This is a genomic window from Reinekea blandensis MED297 (genome assembly GCF_000153185.1).
Classification (GTDB): domain Bacteria; phylum Pseudomonadota; class Gammaproteobacteria; order Pseudomonadales; family Natronospirillaceae; genus Reinekea; species Reinekea blandensis.
Window position 1 is genome coordinate 232,221 of the sequence record NZ_CH724154.1, and the last position, 21,482, is coordinate 253,702.

Annotated in this window: 22 protein-coding genes; 13 read left to right on the top strand and 9 right to left on the bottom strand. The window is 54.5% G+C overall.

The genetic code is table 11. The features are described from left to right. The first annotated feature begins 200 nt into the window (after positions 1-200). The gene (locus MED297_RS18695; RefSeq protein WP_008047741.1) at positions 201-1,451 is read left to right on the top strand and encodes a glycosyltransferase; all 1,251 of its coding nucleotides are present in this window, start codon (positions 201-203) and stop codon (positions 1,449-1,451) included. Here the strand turns inward: MED297_RS18695 and MED297_RS18700 are convergent. Next, positions 1,417-2,076, bottom strand: a complete 660-nt coding sequence (locus MED297_RS18700; protein WP_008047744.1) for an HAD family hydrolase — start codon at positions 2,074-2,076, stop codon at positions 1,417-1,419. The two genes, MED297_RS18695 and MED297_RS18700, sit on opposite strands and share 35 nt — an antisense overlap. Positions 2,077-2,267: 191 nt before the next feature. Here MED297_RS18700 and MED297_RS18705 point away from each other — a divergent pair, with 191 nt between their 5' ends. Further along, a complete protein-coding gene (locus MED297_RS18705) occupies positions 2,268-2,657 on the top strand; it encodes a hypothetical protein (protein ID WP_040557621.1) in 390 nt (129 codons plus the stop codon). Positions 2,658-2,706: 49 nt separating this feature from the next. Further along, positions 2,707-3,525 (top strand): putative RNA methyltransferase, encoded by an 819-nt coding sequence (locus MED297_RS18710; RefSeq protein ID WP_040557622.1) that lies wholly within the window; start codon positions 2,707-2,709, stop codon positions 3,523-3,525. 10 nt (positions 3,526-3,535) lie between these two features. On the opposite strand, the gene MED297_RS18715 is transcribed toward MED297_RS18710, so the two are convergent. The 3 genes from MED297_RS18715 to pomA form a co-directional block, all read right to left on the bottom strand. After that, positions 3,536-4,081 (bottom strand): helix-turn-helix domain-containing protein, encoded by a 546-nt coding sequence (locus MED297_RS18715; RefSeq protein ID WP_008047747.1) that lies wholly within the window; start codon positions 4,079-4,081, stop codon positions 3,536-3,538. A gap of 128 nt (positions 4,082-4,209) precedes the next feature. Beyond that, entirely contained in the window at positions 4,210-5,169 is a 960-nt protein-coding gene (locus MED297_RS18720) for a flagellar motor protein MotB (RefSeq protein ID WP_008047748.1), read from the bottom strand. Between the two features lie 20 nt (positions 5,170-5,189). Continuing rightward, complete coding sequence (gene pomA / locus MED297_RS18725; RefSeq protein ID WP_008047749.1) at positions 5,190-5,942, bottom strand: flagellar motor protein PomA; 753 nt, start codon at positions 5,940-5,942, stop codon at positions 5,190-5,192. Positions 5,943-6,168: 226 nt separating this feature from the next. Here pomA and MED297_RS18730 point away from each other — a divergent pair, with 226 nt between their 5' ends. The 6 genes from MED297_RS18730 to MED297_RS18755 all read left to right on the top strand — a co-directional run bounded on the left by MED297_RS18730 (position 6,169) and on the right by MED297_RS18755 (position 9,604). Then, entirely contained in the window at positions 6,169-6,411 is a 243-nt protein-coding gene (locus tag MED297_RS18730; protein ID WP_040557623.1) for an exodeoxyribonuclease VII small subunit, read from the top strand. Then, positions 6,408-7,289 carry a polyprenyl synthetase family protein gene (locus MED297_RS18735; RefSeq protein ID WP_008047751.1) on the top strand — a complete coding sequence of 294 codons (882 nt, stop codon included), beginning with the start codon at positions 6,408-6,410 and terminating at the stop codon, positions 7,287-7,289. Before MED297_RS18730 ends, MED297_RS18735 begins: the two co-directional genes overlap by 4 nt. Beyond that, positions 7,289-7,606, top strand: coding sequence for a MazG nucleotide pyrophosphohydrolase domain-containing protein (locus tag MED297_RS18740; protein ID WP_008047752.1), 318 nt, complete (start codon positions 7,289-7,291; stop codon positions 7,604-7,606). Before MED297_RS18735 ends, MED297_RS18740 begins: the two co-directional genes overlap by 1 nt. 11 nt (positions 7,607-7,617) lie before the next feature. Continuing rightward, positions 7,618-8,031 (top strand): gamma-glutamylcyclotransferase family protein, encoded by a 414-nt coding sequence (locus tag MED297_RS18745; RefSeq protein WP_040557691.1) that lies wholly within the window; start codon positions 7,618-7,620, stop codon positions 8,029-8,031. Further along, the gene (locus MED297_RS18750; RefSeq protein ID WP_008047755.1) at positions 8,032-8,871 is read left to right on the top strand and encodes a DMT family transporter; all 840 of its coding nucleotides are present in this window, start codon (positions 8,032-8,034) and stop codon (positions 8,869-8,871) included. 190 nt (positions 8,872-9,061) lie between these two features. After that, a complete protein-coding gene (locus tag MED297_RS18755) occupies positions 9,062-9,604 on the top strand; it encodes a ClbS/DfsB family four-helix bundle protein (protein ID WP_008047757.1) in 543 nt (180 codons plus the stop codon). A gap of 23 nt (positions 9,605-9,627) precedes the next feature. Here the strand turns inward: MED297_RS18755 and MED297_RS18760 are convergent, their stop codons facing one another. Genes MED297_RS18760 through MED297_RS18770 form a run of 3 tightly spaced genes read right to left on the bottom strand, consistent with a single transcriptional unit; the run spans position 9,628 to position 14,833 of the window. Next, positions 9,628-10,422, bottom strand: a complete 795-nt coding sequence (locus MED297_RS18760; RefSeq protein ID WP_008047759.1) for a CLCA_X family protein — start codon at positions 10,420-10,422, stop codon at positions 9,628-9,630. A 54-nt stretch (positions 10,423-10,476) separates the two neighbouring features. Beyond that, entirely contained in the window at positions 10,477-13,569 is a 3,093-nt protein-coding gene (locus MED297_RS18765) for an efflux RND transporter permease subunit (RefSeq protein ID WP_040557624.1), read from the bottom strand. Between the two features lie 4 nt (positions 13,570-13,573). After that, complete coding sequence (locus MED297_RS18770) at positions 13,574-14,833, bottom strand: efflux RND transporter periplasmic adaptor subunit (RefSeq protein ID WP_008047762.1); 1,260 nt, start codon at positions 14,831-14,833, stop codon at positions 13,574-13,576. Positions 14,834-15,184: 351 nt separating this feature from the next. On the opposite strand from MED297_RS18770, the gene dxs reads away from it, so the two are divergent. Both dxs and MED297_RS18780 read left to right on the top strand, forming a co-directional pair. Then, positions 15,185-17,065 (top strand): 1-deoxy-D-xylulose-5-phosphate synthase, encoded by a 1,881-nt coding sequence (dxs, locus tag MED297_RS18775; RefSeq protein WP_008047764.1) that lies wholly within the window; start codon positions 15,185-15,187, stop codon positions 17,063-17,065. A 2-nt stretch (positions 17,066-17,067) separates the two neighbouring features. Then, on the top strand, positions 17,068-17,751 hold the full coding sequence (locus tag MED297_RS18780; protein WP_008047766.1) for a zinc metallopeptidase: 684 nt from the start codon (positions 17,068-17,070) through the stop codon (positions 17,749-17,751). Here MED297_RS18780 and MED297_RS18785 read toward each other — a convergent pair. Next, positions 17,748-18,062: a hypothetical protein gene (locus MED297_RS18785; protein WP_040557625.1), complete on the bottom strand. Its 315-nt coding sequence runs from the start codon at positions 18,060-18,062 to the stop codon at positions 17,748-17,750. The two genes, MED297_RS18780 and MED297_RS18785, sit on opposite strands and share 4 nt — an antisense overlap. A 357-nt stretch (positions 18,063-18,419) precedes the next feature. Between MED297_RS18785 and MED297_RS18790 the strand changes: the two genes are divergently transcribed. Continuing rightward, positions 18,420-18,800, top strand: a complete 381-nt coding sequence (locus tag MED297_RS18790) for an MmcQ/YjbR family DNA-binding protein (RefSeq protein ID WP_008047773.1) — start codon at positions 18,420-18,422, stop codon at positions 18,798-18,800. 20 nt (positions 18,801-18,820) lie between these two features. On the opposite strand, the gene malE is transcribed toward MED297_RS18790, so the two are convergent. Beyond that, on the bottom strand, positions 18,821-20,101 hold the full coding sequence (gene malE / locus MED297_RS18795; protein ID WP_008047775.1) for a maltose/maltodextrin ABC transporter substrate-binding protein MalE: 1,281 nt from the start codon (positions 20,099-20,101) through the stop codon (positions 18,821-18,823). Positions 20,102-20,271: 170 nt separating this feature from the next. Here malE and MED297_RS18800 point away from each other — a divergent pair, with 170 nt between their 5' ends. Continuing rightward, on the top strand, positions 20,272-21,480 hold the full coding sequence (locus tag MED297_RS18800) for an FAD-dependent monooxygenase (protein ID WP_040557626.1): 1,209 nt from the start codon (positions 20,272-20,274) through the stop codon (positions 21,478-21,480). The last annotated feature ends 2 nt before the right edge of the window (positions 21,481-21,482 follow it).

The following is a 21,482-nucleotide window of genomic DNA, read 5'->3' on the forward strand; positions in this document are numbered from 1 at the left end:
CCGTTACACTGCGGTGCTTTGCAGGCATCGTCGTTGCCGGTCAGTAGCTCGTCGCCACAGACCAGCGTCTCGACGCCCCTCGATGTGACCCGGACCTCAGGGCTACTCTGTCACCCGGTCGCGGATCGGCTAACTCACATAGAAAGTACGCCACAGACACGGTTTCGATGTGGTGTTTTTGTAGGCTTTTGTAAACTTTTATGGCTGACACTGCCCTGTTAATCGCCCGGCAATGGCCGGAACCCAACTCGACCGCCGCCGGTCGGCGAACACTGGACCTGTTGTCGATTCTGCAACAACAGGGCTACCAGATTCATCTGGCAAGCACGGCCGAACCGACACCCTTCCAGGCAGACCTGAGTACTCTGGGCTATCAAACCCACCGCATTGCACTCAACGATTCCAGCTTTGATCAGTGGATTACCGAGCTGAACCCAACTCTGGTGGTATACGACCGTTTTGTCAGTGAAGAACAGTTTGGCTGGCGGATCAGACAGCAGATCCCACAGGCAATGACGGTTCTCGACACCAGCGACTTACATTGCCTCCGCTCTGCAAGAGAAGTCAGTGTTAAGAAACAGCAACCCATCGACCTGTTTAACGATATCGCCTTGCGGGAAGTGGCCGCCATTGTTCGTTGTGATCTGACCTTGATGATCTCAGACGTCGAAACCGAACTGCTGAACACCACGTTTAAGGTGCCCCAGACATTGCTTTGCTACCTGCCTTTTCTAGTCAGTGAGGACGATTATCAGCCAGGTGGCGACTTCGACTCCCGGCAGCATCTGATCATGATGGGCGGGTTCAAACATGAGCCAAACCGGGATGCGGCACGTTGGCTGCGTGATAGCATCTGGCCACTGCTGAAACCACAGCTACCAAAGCATGTCGAGATGCACGTCTATGGGGCTTATCCCGACCAGGCCATGCAACAGTTGCACAATCCCGCGCAGGGCTTCCACCTGAAAGGCCGGGCGGACGATGCGCTGGCGACGTTCCGTCAGTATCGGCTAAACCTGGCCCCGTTGCGCTTCGGCGCCGGCCAGAAAGGAAAGATCCTTGAAGGATGGTTGACCGGTACGCCGACCATCAGCAATGCGATCGGGGCGGAGTCTATGATCGGTCCTTTGTCGCCCGGATACGAGCTACCGGAAGATGCGCAGGCCTTTGCCGACCTCAGTGCACGGGTTTATAAGGACCCGGACCTTTGGCAATCGCTGGTCAGCGCAGGCGAGCAGATTCTCAGCCAACGGTTTCGCCGGGATGAACATATCGTACCTTTTGTTCAGCGAGTCGCAGATGTTCGCGCCGATCTAACGTCTCATCGGCACCAGAACTTCTGGGGGCGGCTGTTGTGGCAGGAGCAGTTTCGTTCCACGGAGTTCATGAGCCGCTGGATCGAGGCAAAAACTCAGCTCAAATCAACATCGACACCGGGTTCAACTCGGTAACCGAGTTGACCGTCGCGTCGCAGTGTTCCGGTGCCTCATAAGTATCGGTTTTAACCCAAACGGCTTTCATGCCCAAAGATATTGGCGCTGCGACATCGTTAACCGGATGATCCCCGACAAACAAAACTTCCGAAGGTGCCAGGTTCAGGTGCTGACACTGGCGCAGGTAGATCTCCGGATCTGGCTTTTTAATGCCCTCGGCTTCAGAAATCACAATCCGCTCAAAAAATCCGCCGATCCCGGTGACCTCGAGCTTAACGGTTTGACCCTGTTGGCGACCGTTGGTAATCAACACCAATGGCCAGTGTTGACGGGCCGTATCCAACCAGTCATAGACCCCGGTAAACAGACGGGCCTGCTGGCCATACTGTTGCTTGAAATGATCCATCAGGGTTTCCGGCTGCACTGGCAGTCTGAGTTGGTCGACCACTCGACGAAAAGTATCCATTTTATCCCGGTAACCATTGTCATCCCATTGGTGCACCGCCGCAAAATAGTCAGGCGCTGAGACGCCGGTATGGGCCAATCCCAGGTCGGTGTACTGTTGGCTCAGATAGGCTTGAAACGTCTGCGTCCGATCCAACAGGGTCTGGTCCAGATCCAGAAAGACGGCTTTCAGCGTCATGGCAATACTCTCCTTTTCGACGACCTATCCTATGTTACAGGTTTTTCCAACCACCTTCGCGCGTATCATTCGCACTTGTCGGTTCCGTGTCAGATTCAATGCTGCAAGGAAACGTTAAAACAGTGATTGACAACGGGAAAGGGCCTTCCCAGAATAGTCGCCACATTTTTGAACGCCATTAGAATTGAGAGATGCATCGCATCTTTTTGACAAGGATGGCCGGCAACCACAGAAAATCGCAACGTGCGTTTCTGTACAAACCACCCGAGGGTGTCACACACAGCAGTAGGTTAACGATGGGTTCGGCGATGTTTATCGACGGTCTGACAGATTGGGAAAAAAGGCGCTTAGCGCTCACCTTGAAAGAACGGGGACAAACCGCGTTCATGGTGATTAAGCACGCTAAAGCCGCCGTCATCAGTTCTCAGCGTGGACGCGAAGTTCACCCGATTGATCAGCAAAATCTCGACTATCTTGACGAGATTATTTTTGAACTCTATGGCTACTATCGCGTAGCTGGCGAGCTGCGCTACCGGCTGGCAGAAGAGTCGACCAACCAAGGAGAGAGAATTGCGTACTGACGTGGCATAATAAGCCATTGATGTCTCCACTCCGGCCACTTATTGCAACATGACCCACACTCTCTACGCTTGCCCCGTTTGCGATGCACCACTATCCCAGGAACACAAACAACTGATCTGTCCAACCGGACACAGCTTTGATCGTCATCGCAAAGGATACGTGAATCTGCTTCTGGCCCACCGCAAGAAGAGCCGGTCACCGGGTGACGATATGGCCATGGTTGAGAGCCGTCGCCGCTTTCTGCAACAGGGCCATTATGCTGCACTGGCTGATCATCTGACGGAACTGTGCCGGAACCAGTTGCCTGAACAGCCCACCATTTGGGACGCCGGCTGTGGTGAAGGTTACTACACCACGCACCTTGCCGATGCGATGCCTGAGGCCAGAGTGTTTGGGCTGGACATTTCCAAACCCGCCATTCAGGCGGCCAGCCAGTACAAAAAAATCGACTGGTGTGTCGCATCCAGCACGCACCCGCCTTATCAGGCCGATGCGTTTGATGCCATCGTCAGTGTTTTTTCACGTGTCGACAGTGATCCGTTCGATCAGGTATTGAAGCCTGGTGGCCAGGTTTTTCTGGTAGCGCCGGACAATGATCATCTGCAGGCGCTGCGGAACATCATTTACGATCAGGTTCGACCCTACGATACCAGTAAACATCTGAGTTATCTGGACCAGCGCTTTACCCTGACACAACAGACACGCCTGGAAGTTCCGCTTCGATTACCCGATGCTCAGGCCGTTGAGGATCTGTTGGGCATGACACCGCATGCTCATCGACGTTCAGCGGCCGTGGATGCCCGTTTAAATGCCCTGACAACATTAGAAGATACAGCCTGTTTCCGCATTTATCAGTTCACTCATTAGGACCTGTTATCTAACTGCCCAGCGCACGAACAACGATTAACTGAGCCGATGTGTCACCCTCGTTACGGAAAAAGTGAACATCGGAGGACTCAAAGTAAAAGCCATTGCCCGGCTCGAGCACAACGGTGCGCTCGCCCAGAATCAACACCAACTGACCGCTGATGACCATGCCAGCCTTATCACCTGACTCAACGCCCAATCGAATGCGGCGTTCAGCACCCGGAGGAAAAGTTTCGCTCACAAATTCCAGTTTTCGATTCGGAAAATACTGACCAAGCAGACGGCGACGCACCTGTGATGACGAGACATCCTGAAAATCGTCATCGGTGTAATTGATTTGAGGGACATAGATGTCGTTGTCTTCGGCTTCGAAAAACTCCAGCAACGTCATCGACATGCCTGATAAGACTTTCTGCAGTGAACTGACACTGGGGCTGACGTTGTTCTTTTCGATCATGGATATGGTGGAGTTGGTCACCCCCACCCGTTTGGCCAGCTCCCGCTGCGATATGCCTGCTTTTTTACGCACTTCTTGTAGGCGCTTTCCGACGTTCATGTAATTGCTCAATATCATCTTTATGGCGAAGTATAAAAACACACTTCGCCATGAACAATGATTATTTTGAACAATCGTCGATAATTTAAAACAGCCAACTCCTCAGCCTGCCGCGCGCCCGACCAGCGTCAGAAAATCTCTTCCGGGTCCAGACCAAACAAGCTCGGATCGCCTGGGTCGACGGTTTCGGGTTCCTCGTCAATTTCATCAGGCGGCGTCACGTAATCCGGATTCGGCTTCTTAATGATGATTTCAACCCGTCGGTTTTGAGCACGCCCCTCTGGCGTTTCGTTTGACGCAATAGGTTTAGTGGACCCGTGCCCAACGATCGTGAAACGCTCTTCAGCCATCTCAGGAGCAATGAACAGATACTCGGCAACCGACAGCGCACGCGCGGCGCTGAGCAACCAGTTGTTGCGGAACTGGGATGTTGCAATCGGCACGTTATCGGTATGTCCTTCAACCCAGATATCACCCGGGGTTGTCACCAGCAACTCCCGAACCTTGTCCAATACCGGCAGAAACTCATCGGCGACATAATCGCTGCCCCCGGTAAAACTCTGCTCTTTCACCCGGATAATGATGGTTTCATTCACGGTTTCGATCTGCAGCATGCCCTCGGCAATTTCATCGGACAACGCCTGAGCAATGCGGGCCGCCTCATCTTCCAGTTCTTGCATGGCTTCATCGGAAATAATGACCTGCCGGGTCATTTGCCCCTGATCGCCTTGCGCTTCTTCCTGCATAGTGAAGGTGTCCTGACAGAGGATTTCCAGAGAATCCTTCAGGTCCGCGACCGTGTCCTGACGCACCACATTCAGAGGCGTCGGTTCAGGGCGACCGGGACTGAATTCTTTCGCGATGATGCTGGTGCCCTTAGGCACGTCATTGGCGTTGATTTCGGCTTGGACACCAAAAGCATTGCGCAAGGAACCGGCCAATCGCTTGAACTTCAGCGCGTCCATCTCCGAAAACGACAGCAACAACACGAAAAAGCACATCAACAGTGCCATTAAATCGGAAAAGGTGGCCATCCAGGCCGGTAGCCCGGGCTCGCATTCGGGACAGTCGAGTTCTTCTTCGTCCATACAGCTCTCTCAGGGTGACCTTAAGCGCCTTCGCGCAGGTTAGATGGCAGATAGCTTTTCAGCATGGATTCGATGATGCGCGGATTTTGTCCGGCTTGAATGGCGAGCAGACCGTCAATACACATTTTCTGCACCATTTCTTCCTGCTTGGCGCGGTTGTTCAGTTTATCGCCAATCGGTATGGCGATGACCGTCGCCAGGAAGGATCCGTAGAGCGTCGTCAACAGTGCGACCGCCATGGCCGGACCAATGGTTTTCGGGTCGTCCATGTTCGCCAGCATGCCCACCAGACCAATCAGGGTCCCGATCATACCCATCGCCGGTGCCACTTCGCCCAGCGCATCAAAAAACGATTTACCGTCACGGTGACGGTCGCTGGTCATGCGCATGTCTTTGTTCAGCAAGGCTTTCACCACATCGGGATCGTGGCCATCCACCAGCAGCTGAATGCCTTTGCTCAGAAAATCACTGCTGGTCTCTTTACCTTCCAATGACAGCAAACCGCCCTTACGTGCGCCGTCGGCCAGTTCAACAATTTCTGTGATCAGATCTTCCGGTTTCACCATTGAAAACGAAAAGGCCTTACCAACAATCTTGCCAACGCCGAGAAACTGCTCAAGGGTAAACTTTGACAGCGCGACGAAGGTACTGCCGCCAAACACAATCAATATCGAAGGAATGTTGATAAAAATGCCCAGACTGCCCCCGAGCAGCATCGACATGATGATCATCCCCACTGCACCGATGATTCCGACAATGGTTGCAATATCCACCGGATACCTCGCTAAAATACTGTTCCGCCAGAAAAGTCTAGCAGTTTAACCATGTTTGTCCGACTTATCCTGCAGCCTTCGCGGAAACAAGCGGACACAAAATTTCTTCTCAACTCAAACTATCGGCCATCGTCAGATTAAATTGACCGGAAATTTCCAAATCATTACTTTGCTTTAGCAAAGCAGGTATTATCCTGCCTCTGAAATGCGCGAATCAGGAACCATCATGTCAACCAAAGACGCTCCATCCTTTGAAGATAACCTCGCTCAGCTGGAGGCCATTGTCGGCCAACTCGAGTCAGGCGACCTCAGTCTGGACGACGCCATGAAAGCTTTTGAACAAGGCATTCGACTGACCCGCGAATGCCAGGAGTCACTCAGCACCGCCGAACAGAAAGTCCAGGTTCTGATGGCTAAAAACGGGGAAGAGTCACTGCAGCCACTGAACACCAACGCGGATCAGGAATGACGCTGGAGACCTTTCTTACCGAAACCAAATCGTCACTGGAGTCGGCGCTGACACAAAGCTTTCAGCAGGGCGTCAGCGACGAGCTGACGTCGGCCATTCATTATTCACTGTTGAATGGTGGCAAACGACTGCGGCCCTCCCTGGTACGGGCCGCCAGTGACCTGGTCAGAGCGCCGGACGGGCTCTGGCTGATTCCGGCTCAGGCGCTGGAAATGATACACGTCTACAGCCTCGTTCACGACGACCTCCCGGCGATGGACGACGATGACCTGAGACGAGGCAAACCCACTTGTCACCGGCAGTTCAGTGAAGCCACCGCCATTCTCGCCGGGGATGCCCTGCAAAGTGAAGCCTTTGCGCTGATCGCCGGAGCCGAAGCGCTCAGCCCAAGACAGATCCGCGATATGGTCCGGCTTCTGGCCCAAAGCGCTGGCGCGCGCGGCATGGTCGGAGGACAGATGATCGATCTGGCTTCGGAACAGAAAACGCTGACGCTCAATGAACTGTCCGATCTGCACCGGTTGAAAACCGGCGCGCTGATTTCGGCATCACTGCAGCTAGGTGCCCTGTGCCACGACTCAGTCGATGTTGAGATACTCGCCCGTCTGGCCCGATATGGCGATGCCATCGGTCTGGCCTTTCAGATTGCCGATGACATCCTGGATGTCACCGGTACAACCGAAAAGCTCGGCAAACCCCAAGGCAGCGACCTGGCGGCTGAAAAGTCCACTTACGTGAAACTGTTGGGCGTTGACGGCGCCCGCAGTGAGGCACTCCGCCAGATTGACTGCGCAAAAAACGAACTGACGGCGCTAAAGCTGGGCCACGATTCAATGCTCTGGCAACTGGCCGACTACATCATTGAACGGGATCATTAATGCCTGAACTGACACGCCCTGCCGACCTGAACGCCCTGCAGCACTATGTCCGAGAGCTGGAAGCGGAACGCGGCTTTGAGGATCAGGGTGTGCTCGACAAATGTTTGATGCTCGGTGAGGAAGTGGGTGAACTGTTTAAAGCCATTCGCAAACAGCAAGGCCTGAAAACCGATCCGAACTCGACGATCGGTGATATTGACGGTGAGCTGGCCGACGTGCTGATTTTTCTTTGCTCCATTGCCAATCGATGCGATGTGAACCTTGAGCAGGCGTTCCTGTCAAAAGAAGCGTTGAACAAAACCCGAACCTGGAAATGACGGAGTCCACGATGACCCATGTTTTTACTTACGGCACCCTTATGGATGCACAAATCATGGCTGATGTCTGCCAGGCCCGGTTCCAAAGCACTCCGGCGACTCTGTCTGCGTTTCGCCGACGCCGCGTTGTTGACGAACCCTATCCGGCCATCACACCGGATGCCTCAGAAACGGTTGAAGGTCTGCTGTACACGGATGTCAGCCTCGATGCACTGAAACGACTGGATCATTTTGAAGGTCCCCTGTATGACCGACAAATCGTCACCGTGATCGACCAGCAAGGCCAACTTCAAACCGCTGAAGCCTATGTGCTCCGACCCGAAAACATCGCGCAACTGTCCGATGAACTGTGGACACTGGACTGGTTTCAAGAGCAGGGACGTTCGCTCTTTGTGAATGAGTATCGCGGTTTCCGGGATCGATAAGTGCTGAAACTTATCCTGATTACCCTGCTGGCGTTGATCGCTTTGGCGGGTAACTCCGTGTTTGCACGACTGGCGCTGGCAGGCAGTGATCTCGACCCGGCGTCCTTTACCATCATTCGTTTACTTGCCGGCGCGCTCTGTCTGTCAACCCTGCTTTGGCTGCGCAGCACGCAGCCTGGCAATACCAAAGGGCGCTGGGTTTCCGCCGCCGCCCTGTTTCTGTATGCCGCCGGATTTTCGTTTGCCTACGTCAGCCTGGACACCGGTACCGGGGCACTCATTCTGTTTGGCTTTGTACAACTCACCATGATCCTGGCCGGGCTGCTGAAAGGACAACGACTGACTGCGCTGGAAATCGCCGGTACGTTGCTCGCGTTTGCCGGCCTGGCTTATCTGATGCTGCCAGGCGCGCAGTCACCGTCTCAATCCGGATTTCTGCTGATGGCTGGCGCAGGCATCAGCTGGGGAGTCTATACATTGCTCGGCCGGCAGTCGTCGGATGCCATCGGTGACACGGCCTGGAACTTTATTCGCACCCTACCAATGACGCTGTTGCTGGCGGTTCCGTTTCTGAACACATTACAGTGGGATACGTACGGGGTGTGGATGGCCGTTGCCAGCGGCGCACTGACGTCCGGTCTCGGTTATGTGCTTTGGTACCAGGTACTGCGACACCTGACCATGACACTGGCCGGCGTCTTACAGTTGTCAGTACCACTGCTGGCGGCCGTCGGTGGAATCCTGTTTGCTTCAGAACCGATCACGTTGGGGTTTGTTCTGGCGTCAGCCCTCATTCTCGGTGGTATCGGGTTGGTAATCGCCGGTCGACGTGCCACCTGAAACTCGCGCCTCCGGCGACAGGTACTGCCGACTCAGATGATCTGGGTCATTTACAGCCCCAAATGACCCACCCACTATGAAATGATCACAAGGAGTGAGAAACCCGGTTGGCCGGAACTTCACCCGGAGACAACCGACGTGCTGTCCATTCCCCTGTTATTCGATTTTCATCACAACAGGAGCCGCCGACATGGGACGACCCACCAACAAGACCGACCTGATTTCCGCCGCCAATACGCAATTTGATCGATTATGGCAAATCATCGACACCCTTCCTGAGGCCGCTTTAGATACCCGGTTCGACTTCACAGACGATCCGAAGAAAAAAGAAGCTCACTGGCAACGTGACAAAAACCTGCGGGACGTTCTGATTCATCTCTACGAATGGCATCAGCTTCTGCTGAACTGGATTAACAGCAACACCTCTGGAGAACCCGCCCCGTTTTTGCCTGCACCGTACAACTGGAAAACCTATGGCGATATGAACATTGAGCTTTGGAAAAAGCACCAGAAAACATCGCTGGGCGATGCCAAAGAAATGCTCCTGCGCAGTCATGATTCCGTCATGCGCACGGTCAACACCTTTTCTAACCGGCAACTCTTTGAGAAGAACGTGTTCGACTGGACCGGCACCACGACATTGGGCAGTTACTGTATCTCAGCGCTGTCCAGCCATTACGATTGGGCCACCAAGAAGCTGAAAGCGCACGTAAAAAATCTGGAAACGGTCTGATCGCCACAAACACAGAACAGTTCTCAGGTATCAGGGTGTTGCCGCCGTAACACCGCACCCAGCGAACCGAAGTATTGGGCAAAGGCGCGATTGATGGTTTGCCGGTGCGTCCCTTGCGGATACAGCCCCCGCTTGGCATCGGCCGAACGTTTGGTGCCACTGGCAAGAAAATTGTTTTTCACTGTGGCATCTTGCACAAACGCCTCGAAGGCCCGGGCCATCAGTTCGTAGGGCAAACTGTAATAGGTCTGACTCTGTGCCTGATCAACCGCCAGACTGCGGGTGACATAATCCGTTGGCGTCGCCTGATCGTCAGCATAAAACACCACATCAAAACAATTCGCCAGCTGTGCGTTCAACGGGTGCGGTTTCAGATTCGCACCCTGCCAATACCCGTCGGAGGCAAAAATGCCCGCTCGGGGGGCTTGCAACAGGTGATCAGCGATGTAGTGATCGAAAGCATGAAACCATTCATGCGCGATGGCACCAGGACCGGCATTTTTTGCCAGGGCAAAGGTTCGGGTGGCCGGTTCATAGTGGGCCATGACGCCATACTGCCCACCCGTGCCATACGCCAAAGACAAACTCTGACGTAATGACAACAAAACGACCGGTGCGTTGAGTATGTCCTGAAGATCCGATAAGGCATCGAAAAACCACTGCGCCGTGGCTTCCTTTTCCGCTGCGGTGACCCAGCGGCCAACCTTCAGCGATTTAAAGCCAAAGTGACGATGCACATCGGCAAAGGTGACCAACCAGCCACCGCGGTGGTCGCGTCCGGTTCGGTAAAATCGCTGGTCATCGAGTAGTGAAGTCATCGAACCGGAGTTTATCACATCGCAATGGCGCAACGGAGGGTGCCATCCCTCTCGTTACGCTTCCGAAGCCACCGCCGCCGGTGACGACGTTCTGCGACGACCAATCAACAGGTTAAACCGTTCGATGCTGACCAGCATGGCCGGCACGAACAACAGGATCAGCACGATGCCGTACATCAGTCCGAAGGCGATTCCGGCACCCAGCGGGATCAGGAACTGCGCATCAAACGAGGTTTCCATCAACAATGGCGTCAGGCCGCCCACCGTTGTCAGTGTCGTCAGTAACACCGCGCGAAAACGCTGAACACTGGCTTCGATCACCGCTTCTTCAATACCCATTCCTTGCTCACGCAGTTGCCGGTAGAAACTCACCAGGACGATTGAATCGTTAATGATGATCCCGGACAGGCCAAACAGGCCGTAGATACTCAACACACTCAGCTCCAAGCCGAGAATCCAATGACCAACGATCGCACCGGTGAGCGCAAAAGGGATGGCACTGATCACGGCAAACGGCCAACTCCAGCTTTCAAACACCCAGGCCAGCGCAATGAAAATCAGCAGCAGTCCAAGCATGCCGCCAATCCGGACATCCTCGAAAAACTCGGCCTGGGCCGCCTGATCGCCTTCGACATCCAACTGGATGTTCGGGTATTGATCGAGCAGCGCCTGCCGAACGTCGGTGTCGATGGTCTGGTTCACTTCAGTCAGGTTGACTCGCCGATCAGCGAGCTTGGCCGTCACCACCGCAGACAGTTCACCGTCAATCCGGCTCAGCTGTTGAATGGCCCGGTCCGATGACGGTTCCGCCAAGGCGGACAATGGACGAGCCTCGCCGGTAGGCAACGTGATCGGAAACTGCGACAGGGCAAACCAGACATCGGTGTGTGCCGCCTCGATGCGCAATAGCACGTCCAGTTCATCGCCCGAAACTTGAAGGCTCTGCACGGTGTAGCCATCAACGGTCTCCCGCAGCGCCCGCGCCAGATCGTTTGGCGTCAACCCCAGCGCTTCAGCGTCCGGTGTCAATGTCAGATCCAGTTGCTCGGCGCCTAATGGGATGTCGTCTTCAATCTCAATCAGCCCGGTGATGTCCGCCAGTTCAGACTTCACAAAATCGGTGGCCGCCTTCAACTGAGCCAGGTCTTCGTTTATCAACCGAATACTGACGCCATTACTCGAAGGACCCTGCTGGCCTTCAACAAAGTTCAGATTCTTCAAACCCGCCGGGGCGGCCACCGAAGACCGCCAGCGTTGAATAATTTCCGCGTTGGTCAGTTTGCGTTCGGTATCGGCATTGAGCTGTACGAACAACCCACCTTCTTCCGGTGAACCGGTATTGGTTTCCAGCACAACGGTGTCGATAAACGCTTCACCCGATTCAGATTCAACGGCAAACAAAGCTGCTTCCATATCGCTCAGAAAGCCAGTCACCACCTCCGGCGAGGTGCCTTCGGAAAACTCAGCGCGCAGTTGCACCTCGGGCGACTGAATGGCCGGGAAGAAGACGAACTTTACCCGGCCGGTACTGACTAACATAAAAGCCAGCACCAGCGCCACGACAACAAACGCAAAGGTGGTCGCCCGATAGTTGACGGCCTTGGTGACCAGCCGACGGACTACGCGCTGACGGATAAAATCGAAGCCGCGTTCAAACTGACGGCGAAAACGACTGGGTGCTTGCGCCTGGCCTTTTTTGAAACTGTGCGCCAGGTGTCCCGGCAAAATAATGAAACACTCAATCAACGACGCGGCAATCGCCATGATCACAACAATGGGCACACCTTTGGTAAAGGCTCCGGCATTTCCTCCGACCAACAGCAACGGTAAAAACGCGGCAATGGTGGTGATCGAGGACGCAACAACGGCGGGCAACATACGTCGTGCGGCTTTGATCGCCGCGCGCTCCGGATCGTCGCCATGTTCCATATTGGCGTAGGCATTTTCACCGACCACAATGGCATCATCGACGATGACCCCCAGCGCAATCAGAAAACCCAGTAGACTGATGACGTTGATCGAGTTCCCGGTCAGTTCCAGAAAAACAAAGGTCGCCAGGAAAGACACCGGCACACCGACCGCGACCCACCAGGCCAGTCGATGGTTCAGAAACAGGAACAAGACAATCAGCACCAAAACCATGCCGCCAAGCCCGTTCTCCAGAATGATGTTCACCCGCGACTGAACAAACTCATAGGCTTCGTTGTAGATGTGAATGCGCGCACCCTGCGGCAGACTGCGCTCAAACTCGTCCTGCCAGATCGCGAGCGTATCGGCCATTTCCAAGGTGTCTTCGCCAGAGGTCCGGCTGAGTGATAACCGAACGGCGGGCTGCCCCTGGTAATATAACCGGGCTTCTGAATCATCACGGGTCATCGTCACATCGGCGATCTGGTTCAGACTGAGTACCTGATCGTCTAGAGTGACAATTTGACGCCCTAGACGCTCTTCCGTCTGCACCTCGTTTCGAATGCGAAGCTGAGAGGCAATGGCGTTTTCCCCGGTGATCCCCGCCGGTGCGTTAATGTTACGACCAGCGATCTGTTGACCTAGAGTAGTCAGTCCCCGATCCAGACTGAGGTAGTTTTCGACCGGTAAGGTGGCTTCCAGCTGGCGGGTTGGCAAGCCGGTTATGTCAACTTTGGTGATGCCTGCACTTTTCAGACTGCGCTCTGCATCGTCTGTTAACTGCTGCAACTCATCCAAACTCAAATCGCCGTATAACAAAACATCGGCCACCGGATCGAAGATGACAAACTCTTCGACCAGAACATCACCAGCACCTTCTGGCAGGTTTAACAAGGCAATGGCTTTTTCAATCTCAGTGATCATCTGGTCGATGGGAGGCGATGACTCTTTCAGTGTCACCGTCATGGACGCCCGACCTTCAATACTGGTGGTTGAGACCCGATCCACTTCGGTCAAGCCAAGAATCGCCTGTTCAATCGGAATGGCCAATCCTTCCTGAACATCTTCGGCACTGGCCCCTTCCCATGGCGTACTGACACGGACAATGTTCAGATCGAAATCCGGTAAAAACTGAGTATTAAGCCGGTCCAGTCCGACCAGCCCGAGAAAAATCACCACAAACATCATGGCGTTGGGTGCAATCCGATGTTTGGCGAACGCCGTCATTAAACTGTTCATGGTGTCACTCCGCGGCCGCTAGCGAACCAGATACACCCGCCGTGCGCACGGCCAGTCCCTGAGCCGCGTTCTGCAGGCGAGTCACCAGAACCGTGGTGTCCTGAAGGTCGCCCTGCACTAAACGCCACAGCTGCCCATCCTGATAGCGCTCACCAACGACCGTCACAGACTGCCGCTGTAAACGATTGTCGGCAACGGTATAGACAAAGCGATTGCTGTAAACAGAGGACTCCGGTACCGCAAACGCCTGCGTTGCCGGCAAATCCACCCACATACGATAGTAGCGATTCAATACCAACGAACGTTCACCGGAGACGGTTTCGAAATAGAGTCGCAAACTGCCGGCACTGGCCGCGGGATCGGCGTGGCTGAACCGAACCGGCAACGCACCATTACCCAGCTGCAGTTGTCCACTCAGATCAGACAGTGACTCAACCGACTCAAGCGCATTCGCTGAAACCCAGGCCACGAGTTCCTGCTGCTCGGTGTTCACCAGTGTCAGCAGTGGTGCCCCGGCGCTCACAGACCCTCCGGCCTGAACCTGCACCTGAGACACTTCGGCAGCGAACGCTGCGCGCACGGTTGCATCAGCAAGCTGCTCTTTAGCGGTGTCGAGTTGACTGTTGAGTTCAATGAGTTGTGCCTGATATTGCTGATCTGTTAACGGGAACCGCTCAATCGCGGCTTGCCGGTTGTTCAACGACAGCAACTGGGTTTGCAGCGTACGTTCGGCATTTTCCAGCTCAGCGGCAGACGTCAGATTCTGGCTTTGAAGGTTTTGAATCCTATCCACACTACGCTGGGCAATCGCGACCAGTTGTTCTTCTACGTCGAGTGCTCGCAAGTTATTTTCGTGCTGCGTCTGTTCAGAAGCTCGACGAGCCTGCACGTCCAGCAGACGAGCATTGAGCTGATCGACCTGGCGCTGCAGAGCGGTCGGATCCAGCTGAACCAGCACGTCGCCGGCTTCAACGACCGAGCCTTCACGTACCGAAACGGCCTCGATGTCAGCGCCCACCGGGCTGCTGACCACGACCTGCTGACGGCTCTGTAGCTGACTGTAAAGTTGTAGTTGTGGGGCATATCGATCATTGATGGGTGTCAGCGTCTGCACCGTCGGCGCATCCGCTAACGGGTCCACATCCAGGTTTTCTTCAGCGAATGCCAAACTTGAGGCAGGACGACTGACCATCCAGCCGCCCACACCCACACCGATTAACACCACTAACACAGGAAAGATCACTGGTTTCCAGCGGATCACCATAAGTACTCCATGACTGTTTAAATATGATTAGACGGTGTCTTTACGTTTTTTCCATCCGTTCAGATTGCCCAAAATCAGCACAATACAATCGGTAAGTGATGTCCAAGGGCCGACCAACCACCGGAAAACCCTGTTGTTTCATCCTGAAAAGCTCCTTCGGATAAACGCCTGGCATCAAACAACGTCAGGCAGTCGATCTAACCATAGACCCTTTCCGCGGCACACCCTTGACTACACGGTAAAAATCTCGGCCGAGGTGTCTGATTTACCGGCCGTATCAGGTACACTTGCCTGTTTTCAGCCTCTATTGGTTGGCCAGTCATCGGCCGACCCGCGTGATCAGGTACATAAATGAAGGTTTTTGACCACATCCCTAAGCTCAGACCCAGCACACCATTGCTGGACACCGTCGAAACGCCCGCCGATCTTCGCCAACTGCCAATGCACCAGCTACCCCAGCTAGCGGACGAACTGCGTGAATATCTGTTGTTCAGTGTAGGCCAGTCCGGAGGGCATTTTGGTGCCGGGCTTGGCGTAGTTGAGCTCACCATCGCGCTGCATTACGTTTACGACACACCGGAAGACAAACTGGTTTGGGATGTTGGGCATCAGGCGTATCCGCACAAAGTTCTGACCGGACGACGCGAACAACTACCGACCATTCGTCAGGAAGGCGGTTTACATGCCTTTCCACACCGCGGTGAAAGCGAATACGACACCTTTGGCGTTGGGCATTCAAGCACGTCTATTTCCGCAGCACTCGGCATGGCCATCGCCGATCGCCGCAAAGGCAATGCCCGCCAAACCGTAGCTGTGATTGGTGACGGCGCATTGACTGCCGGTATGGCTTTCGAGGCACTGAATCATGCCGGACATGACGGGGCGAACATGCTCGTGGTGTTAAACGATAATGACATGTCTATTTCTGAAAACGTCGGTGCGCTGAATAAAGCGTTTGCGCGGGTGTTTTCGTCGAAAACCTATTCCCACCTGCGGGAAAACAGTAAAAAAGTTCTCAAGAACCTGCCGCCCATGCTCGAGTTCGCCCGCAAAGCCGAAGAGCATATGAAAGGCATGGTCGCGCCGGGCACCTTGTTTGAAGAACTTGGCTTTAACTACGTGGGTCCGGTTGACGGCCATGACGTTATTGATCTGGTACAGACGCTGCAGAATATCCGCACTTTTTCTGGCCCTCAGTTTTTGCACGTGGCCACCCAGAAAGGCAAAGGCTTTATTCCCGCTGAGAATGAGCCGATTAAATACCACGCCATCACTAAAATTGAACCCCAAAGCGAGCAAGCCGGTGCCGCTGCGGCAAAGCCTAAATACTCAAACGTCTTTGGCCAGTGGCTGTGTGACATGGCTGCGCGCGATGAACGCCTGCTCGGCGTGACACCGGCCATGCGGGAAGGCTCTGATCTGGTGGCGTTCTCTTCTCTCTACCCTGAACGCTATCATGACGTGGCCATTGCCGAACAACATGCCGTCACCGTGGCCGGCGGTATGGCCTGCGAAGGCATGAAACCGGTGGTGGCGATTTACTCGACCTTTTTACAACGTGCCTACGATCAGCTGATTCACGACATCGCACTGCAGAATCTCGATGTCCTGTTCGCCATCGATCGCGCTGGACTGGTTGGCGAAGACGGTCCGACTCATGCCGGCAGTTTCGATTACACCTACCTGCGCTGCATTCCCAACATGGTGGTGATGGCACCGAAAGATGAAGCCGAATGTCGCGCCATGCTGACGACCGGATACGAATATCCGGGGCCGGCGGCGGTCCGTTATCCAAGAGGTACCGGCCCGGGTGTGGACATTCCGAAGACATTGGAAGCCCTGCAGATCGGTCAATCTGAAACCCTGCGCGAAGGCCGGCGTATCGCCATTCTGGCCTTTGGCAGCATGGTCGAACCCTGTCGTCAGGTGGCCGAGGCATTGGACGCTACCTTGGTGAACATGCGCTTTATCAAACCTCTGGATCAGGATCGGGTGATCCAACTGGCTCAATCACACGAACTGCTTGTGACGGTTGAAGAAAACGCAATTATGGGCGGTGCTGGCTCAGCGGTTACTGAGACGCTGAATCAAAACCAACTGACCTGCGCTTGCTTACAACTCGGCCTGCCCGACGCCTACATCGACCATGCCAAGCCCGCGCGGATGCTGAGCCAGGTCGGACTGGATGCAACGGGTATACAGCAGGCCATTGAGCGCCGACTGGGAGTCTGACCATGCCATTTATCCTGCTTGCTCTGCTGGTTCTGGGGTTGATATTCGGGCCGGGACTTTGGGTGAAGCGGGTATTGAAAAAGTACAGCGAACCCCGCGACGATCTGCCGGGCACCGGCGGTGAACTTGCTGCTCACCTCTTGGAGCGCTTTGAACTTGAAGGTGTGACGCTGGAAACCACCGAACGCGGCGATCATTACGACCCTCAGGCGAAAGCCATCCGTCTGACAGAGCCGGTGATGAACGGCAAAAGCCTGACCGCCGTTGCGACCGCTGCGCATGAGTTCGGCCATGCGCTTCAGCATCAGAAAGACTACCAACCACTCAACACGCGTACCGTCCTCGCTCAGAACGGCGCGATTCTCGAAAAAATTGCCGGTGGCGCGATTTTTCTGATTCCGGTTTTGTCGGTCATTCCGGGGCTGGCCATGTTTTCACGGGTTCTGCTGCTGGTGATCATCGGCTCAATGTTTCTCTCGGTGTTCATTCACCTGGTGACCCTGCCGGTCGAGTTTGATGCCTCCTTCAACCGCGCGCTGCCTATCTTGCGTGATGGTAAATACATCTCCATGCAGGATCAGACCGAGGTTCGGAAGATTCTTCTGGCCTGCGCACTGACCTATGTTTCTCAGGCCATGTTCAGTGTGCTGAACATCGGACGCTGGATTCGATTGCTGCGCCGTTAACGCGGCTGTTCACACTGCCAGCAAAACTCAAACGCCCCACCGTTTTTTTCTCCGCACTGAGAGCAGAACCATTCTTCGGCCGAGGCTGCATTCATTTCGTCAATGATCGATTTTGCCAACGGCGCATCCCGCTCGTCTTCCAGCCACAATTCAGCCCAGGTTTCATTGGCCGACAGATCCCCGGTGCCGCCGGCGGAGAACTCGTTATGAATCGTTGTGGCGATATGCCGAAGCTTTAACAGGTTTTGAACATTGACCACCTGATAGAGCAAAGGATGGGTGTAGATCAAAAGCGTCGTGCGGGTTTTCATAATCCGTCCTGTGTACAGCACGAAACTTAAACCTCTCGGCTTAACGTGCCATTGGATGTAGCGAAACAACATGGTGTCACACGTTCGTTTTTACCATTCAGAACCGGACGCGGCCAACCTTTTTTACGCCCCTTTGCAAGTCATCGGCAGCGATGTCATCCCTCAGGCAAATCAAAAACGAGGGCTTGCCAGTTCTGCCTCCGACTGATTTTCGACCATCGATTGACACAGGCCGGATATCTATGGACAGTCTATGCTACTCAACAACGCACAGCACTGTGATCTGAATGGGGTAAGGGAAAGCTCACCCACACAGACCGCACGTTCAACGCTTGATGCAGCGAAAGGAAACACGCAATGACGAAAAAGAAAACCCTCGAACACTGGCGTGAAGTCTGCTCGGCCAAGCCCGGCAGCGAAGAACAGACGCCTTTCGGGCCGGAGACTCTGGTGTACAAAGTTGGCGGTAAGATGTTCGCATTACTTGGCATTACCCCGCCGCTCAGCATGAATCTGAAATGCGATCCACAGGAAGCACTGATCATTCGTGAAAGTTTCAGTGACGTAACGCCCGGCTATCACATGAACAAAAAACACTGGAATACGATTAACCTCGAGTCCGATCTGGACCCGGAGCTGATTTACGGTTGGATCGAAGATTCTTATGATTTGGTGGTCAAAGGCCTGCCGAAATCAACGCGACAGGCCCTTGAACGAGGCGAAAACACGGAAGACTGAGACGTTAACAGTTCTACGCCTCAGCCGTCGCTACCTACGGCCGGTCCGGCCAGATAGTGTTTGCGAGTCCACATTTTCATGCTGTCCAGACGTCGCAGTTTTTCACCAATATCATCCAAGGTGGCGTCCACTGGCTTTTCACCCTGAACCATCAGCGGTAAATTGGTCTGCATGGTGCTCCAGAATCGTTTCATTTCCGGGATATCGGGCATGGTTTCACCCGTCGCAGCCAGGGCAAACGTGTGTGCGATTAACGGGTTGGTATCCAGTTCTGCCTGCAACTGTTTGTTTGCTGCTGCACCGATGGGTCGATCGCCATCGATGGTTTTCACCCCTTCGTAGACCACCACATAGTCTTCCAGAAATTTTCTGGCCAAGACATCGTTCGGTGAAAAGCTGTTGACGTAACCGGCGAGAAACCCGACAAAGGGCCGACCGTAACCTGAGCTGTCGTCAATCTGCGGGAACTTACCCAACGCCCAGTTAACATCCGAGTCGTTCAGTTCATTCCATGTCCAGGGACCATTGATGGTCAATGCCACATTACCCTCTTTAAAGTCCTGCATCATGGCGCCCCAATCAGCACCATCTTCAGACTCGATGACCCCTTCGCGATATAAACGATTCAGCATCGATACCCCTTTGCGGGCCCCACGGTTGTCCAACCCAACATCCGCTAACTGATAAACACGATCGGCTTTCCTGAAGGAATAACCACCACCAGAGGTGATAAACGGCCAGGTGAAATAGGTATCGGCGTATTTGTAGTTCAGTGCCCGCTTCCCATCGGCACGCAATTGTCGATCCAGTGCAATGACCTCATCCCAGGTTTTTGGTGGTCGGGTAATCAGGTCCTGATTATAAATAAGAGAGATGGCTTCCATGGCAATCGGATAACCGTATATGGCGTCCCCGACGGTCACCGCGTTCCAGGCAAATTCATGAATCTGATCGTACACTTCAACGGAGGGTGTTACCGGTTGCAGCAAGCCGTCGTTAATCCAGTTGCCGATACGATCGTGCGCCCAGAAAATAATATCAGGCCCTTCCGTCGTTGCAGCAACCCGGGCAAACCGATTCGCCGGATCATCTTCGCTCTCGTAGTCATCCTGCGTCTGTACAATCACGCGGATACCGGTATCGGCGGTAAATCGCTGCGCCACCTCGCGCAGACCATCAACACCTTTGTCATTGTTAATCCACACCACCAGGGCATCGTCTTCAAAGGCCTGGGTAAAAACACTCGTTAACAGCAGCATGCCAGCGATTAACAGGCGTTGGACGTTCACTTTCGGGTACATACTTATCTCCGCAACTGTGATGTTTGTCTGCCGTCGAACCCGCGGCGGTTCCGACAGCACTTTATTATTGTCCGGGACACTCACAGCGTAAGCGGTGAGTCGGCACGCTTGGTACCGGTCCCGTCAGACTGGTATTATCTACGGTTCTTTAGAAGTTACTGAGTTGAATTATGGAAAGGTACGAGCTGGTCATTGTGGGTGGAGGTATGGCCGGGCTGACATTGACCGCCTTACTCCAACCGGCTCTTGACCGCGGATTAACCACCGCCCTGATAGATCCCGCCCCGCAACCCTCGAGTGGCGCCCCCGGCTCGCCGAGCTTCGATGATCGGGCTACCGCGCTTTCGGGACAAACGCTCGATGTTCTGCAGCGGCTCGGGTTATCCGAGTTAAACTCCGTTGTTTCTGACATTCTGGAAATCGAAGTCAGTGATCATGGGCACTTAGGTTACCACCACATGCGCGCCGCCGAGCAACAGTTCGATCGCTACGGCGCGGTAATTGCCAATCGCAGCTTAGGCAGCCTGCTCTGGCAACACACTCAGGCTCTGCCGGTTGATTGGCGCTTCGGACAATCCGTCAGCAAAGCCCGTCCGATCAACGACGGGATCGAACTGACACTGGCAGATGGCCATCAGATCCACGCGGGATTGCTGGTCCTGTGCGACGGCGGCCGTTCTTCACTGACCGAGCAGCTCGGCTTACAGGCACAAACCGTGGATTTTAACGCCGTCGCCCGCATTGCTACCGTCGAAACAACATTACCGCATCAGGGCAAAGCCTTTGAGCGATTTACCCAACAGGGTCCCATCGCACTGCTGCCATTTGGCGATTTCAGCGCCCTGGTCTGGACAGCACCGAAAGCTACACAGTCCACCTGGCCGTCGACACCAGAAGACGCCATCCCGCTACTGGAAGCCCAGTTCGGGCAACGCCTGGGGCGGGTCCGCCGCATCGGCGATTGGCAGCAGTACCCGTTAATCGAACGTACCCTGTCGCAACCGGTCGGGCACCATTTCATCGCCCTCGGTAACACCGCGGCCACCCTGCATCCGGTGGCCGGTCAGGGGTTTAACTTAGCCCTGCGCGGTGTGCAGCGTTTTGCCGATCTGATCAACCGCACTCACGATGAAGGCGCCGGTCAACTGCCCTCATTCCAAGAGCTGACCACACTGGCCGAAACCATCCAAGGCGATCAGGATCTGACCGCTGGTTTCTCACGCCAGCTGATCAGTCTGTTTGGTTCTGCCAATCCATTGTTGCAAATCGGTCGCGGTCTCGGTCTGAACAGCCTTGACCGTCACCCGTCGCTCAGCCGTCTGTTCGCATTAAACAGTATGGGGCTGCTCGCTGCAGCGCCGGTTTCCCAAGGATCTTGATC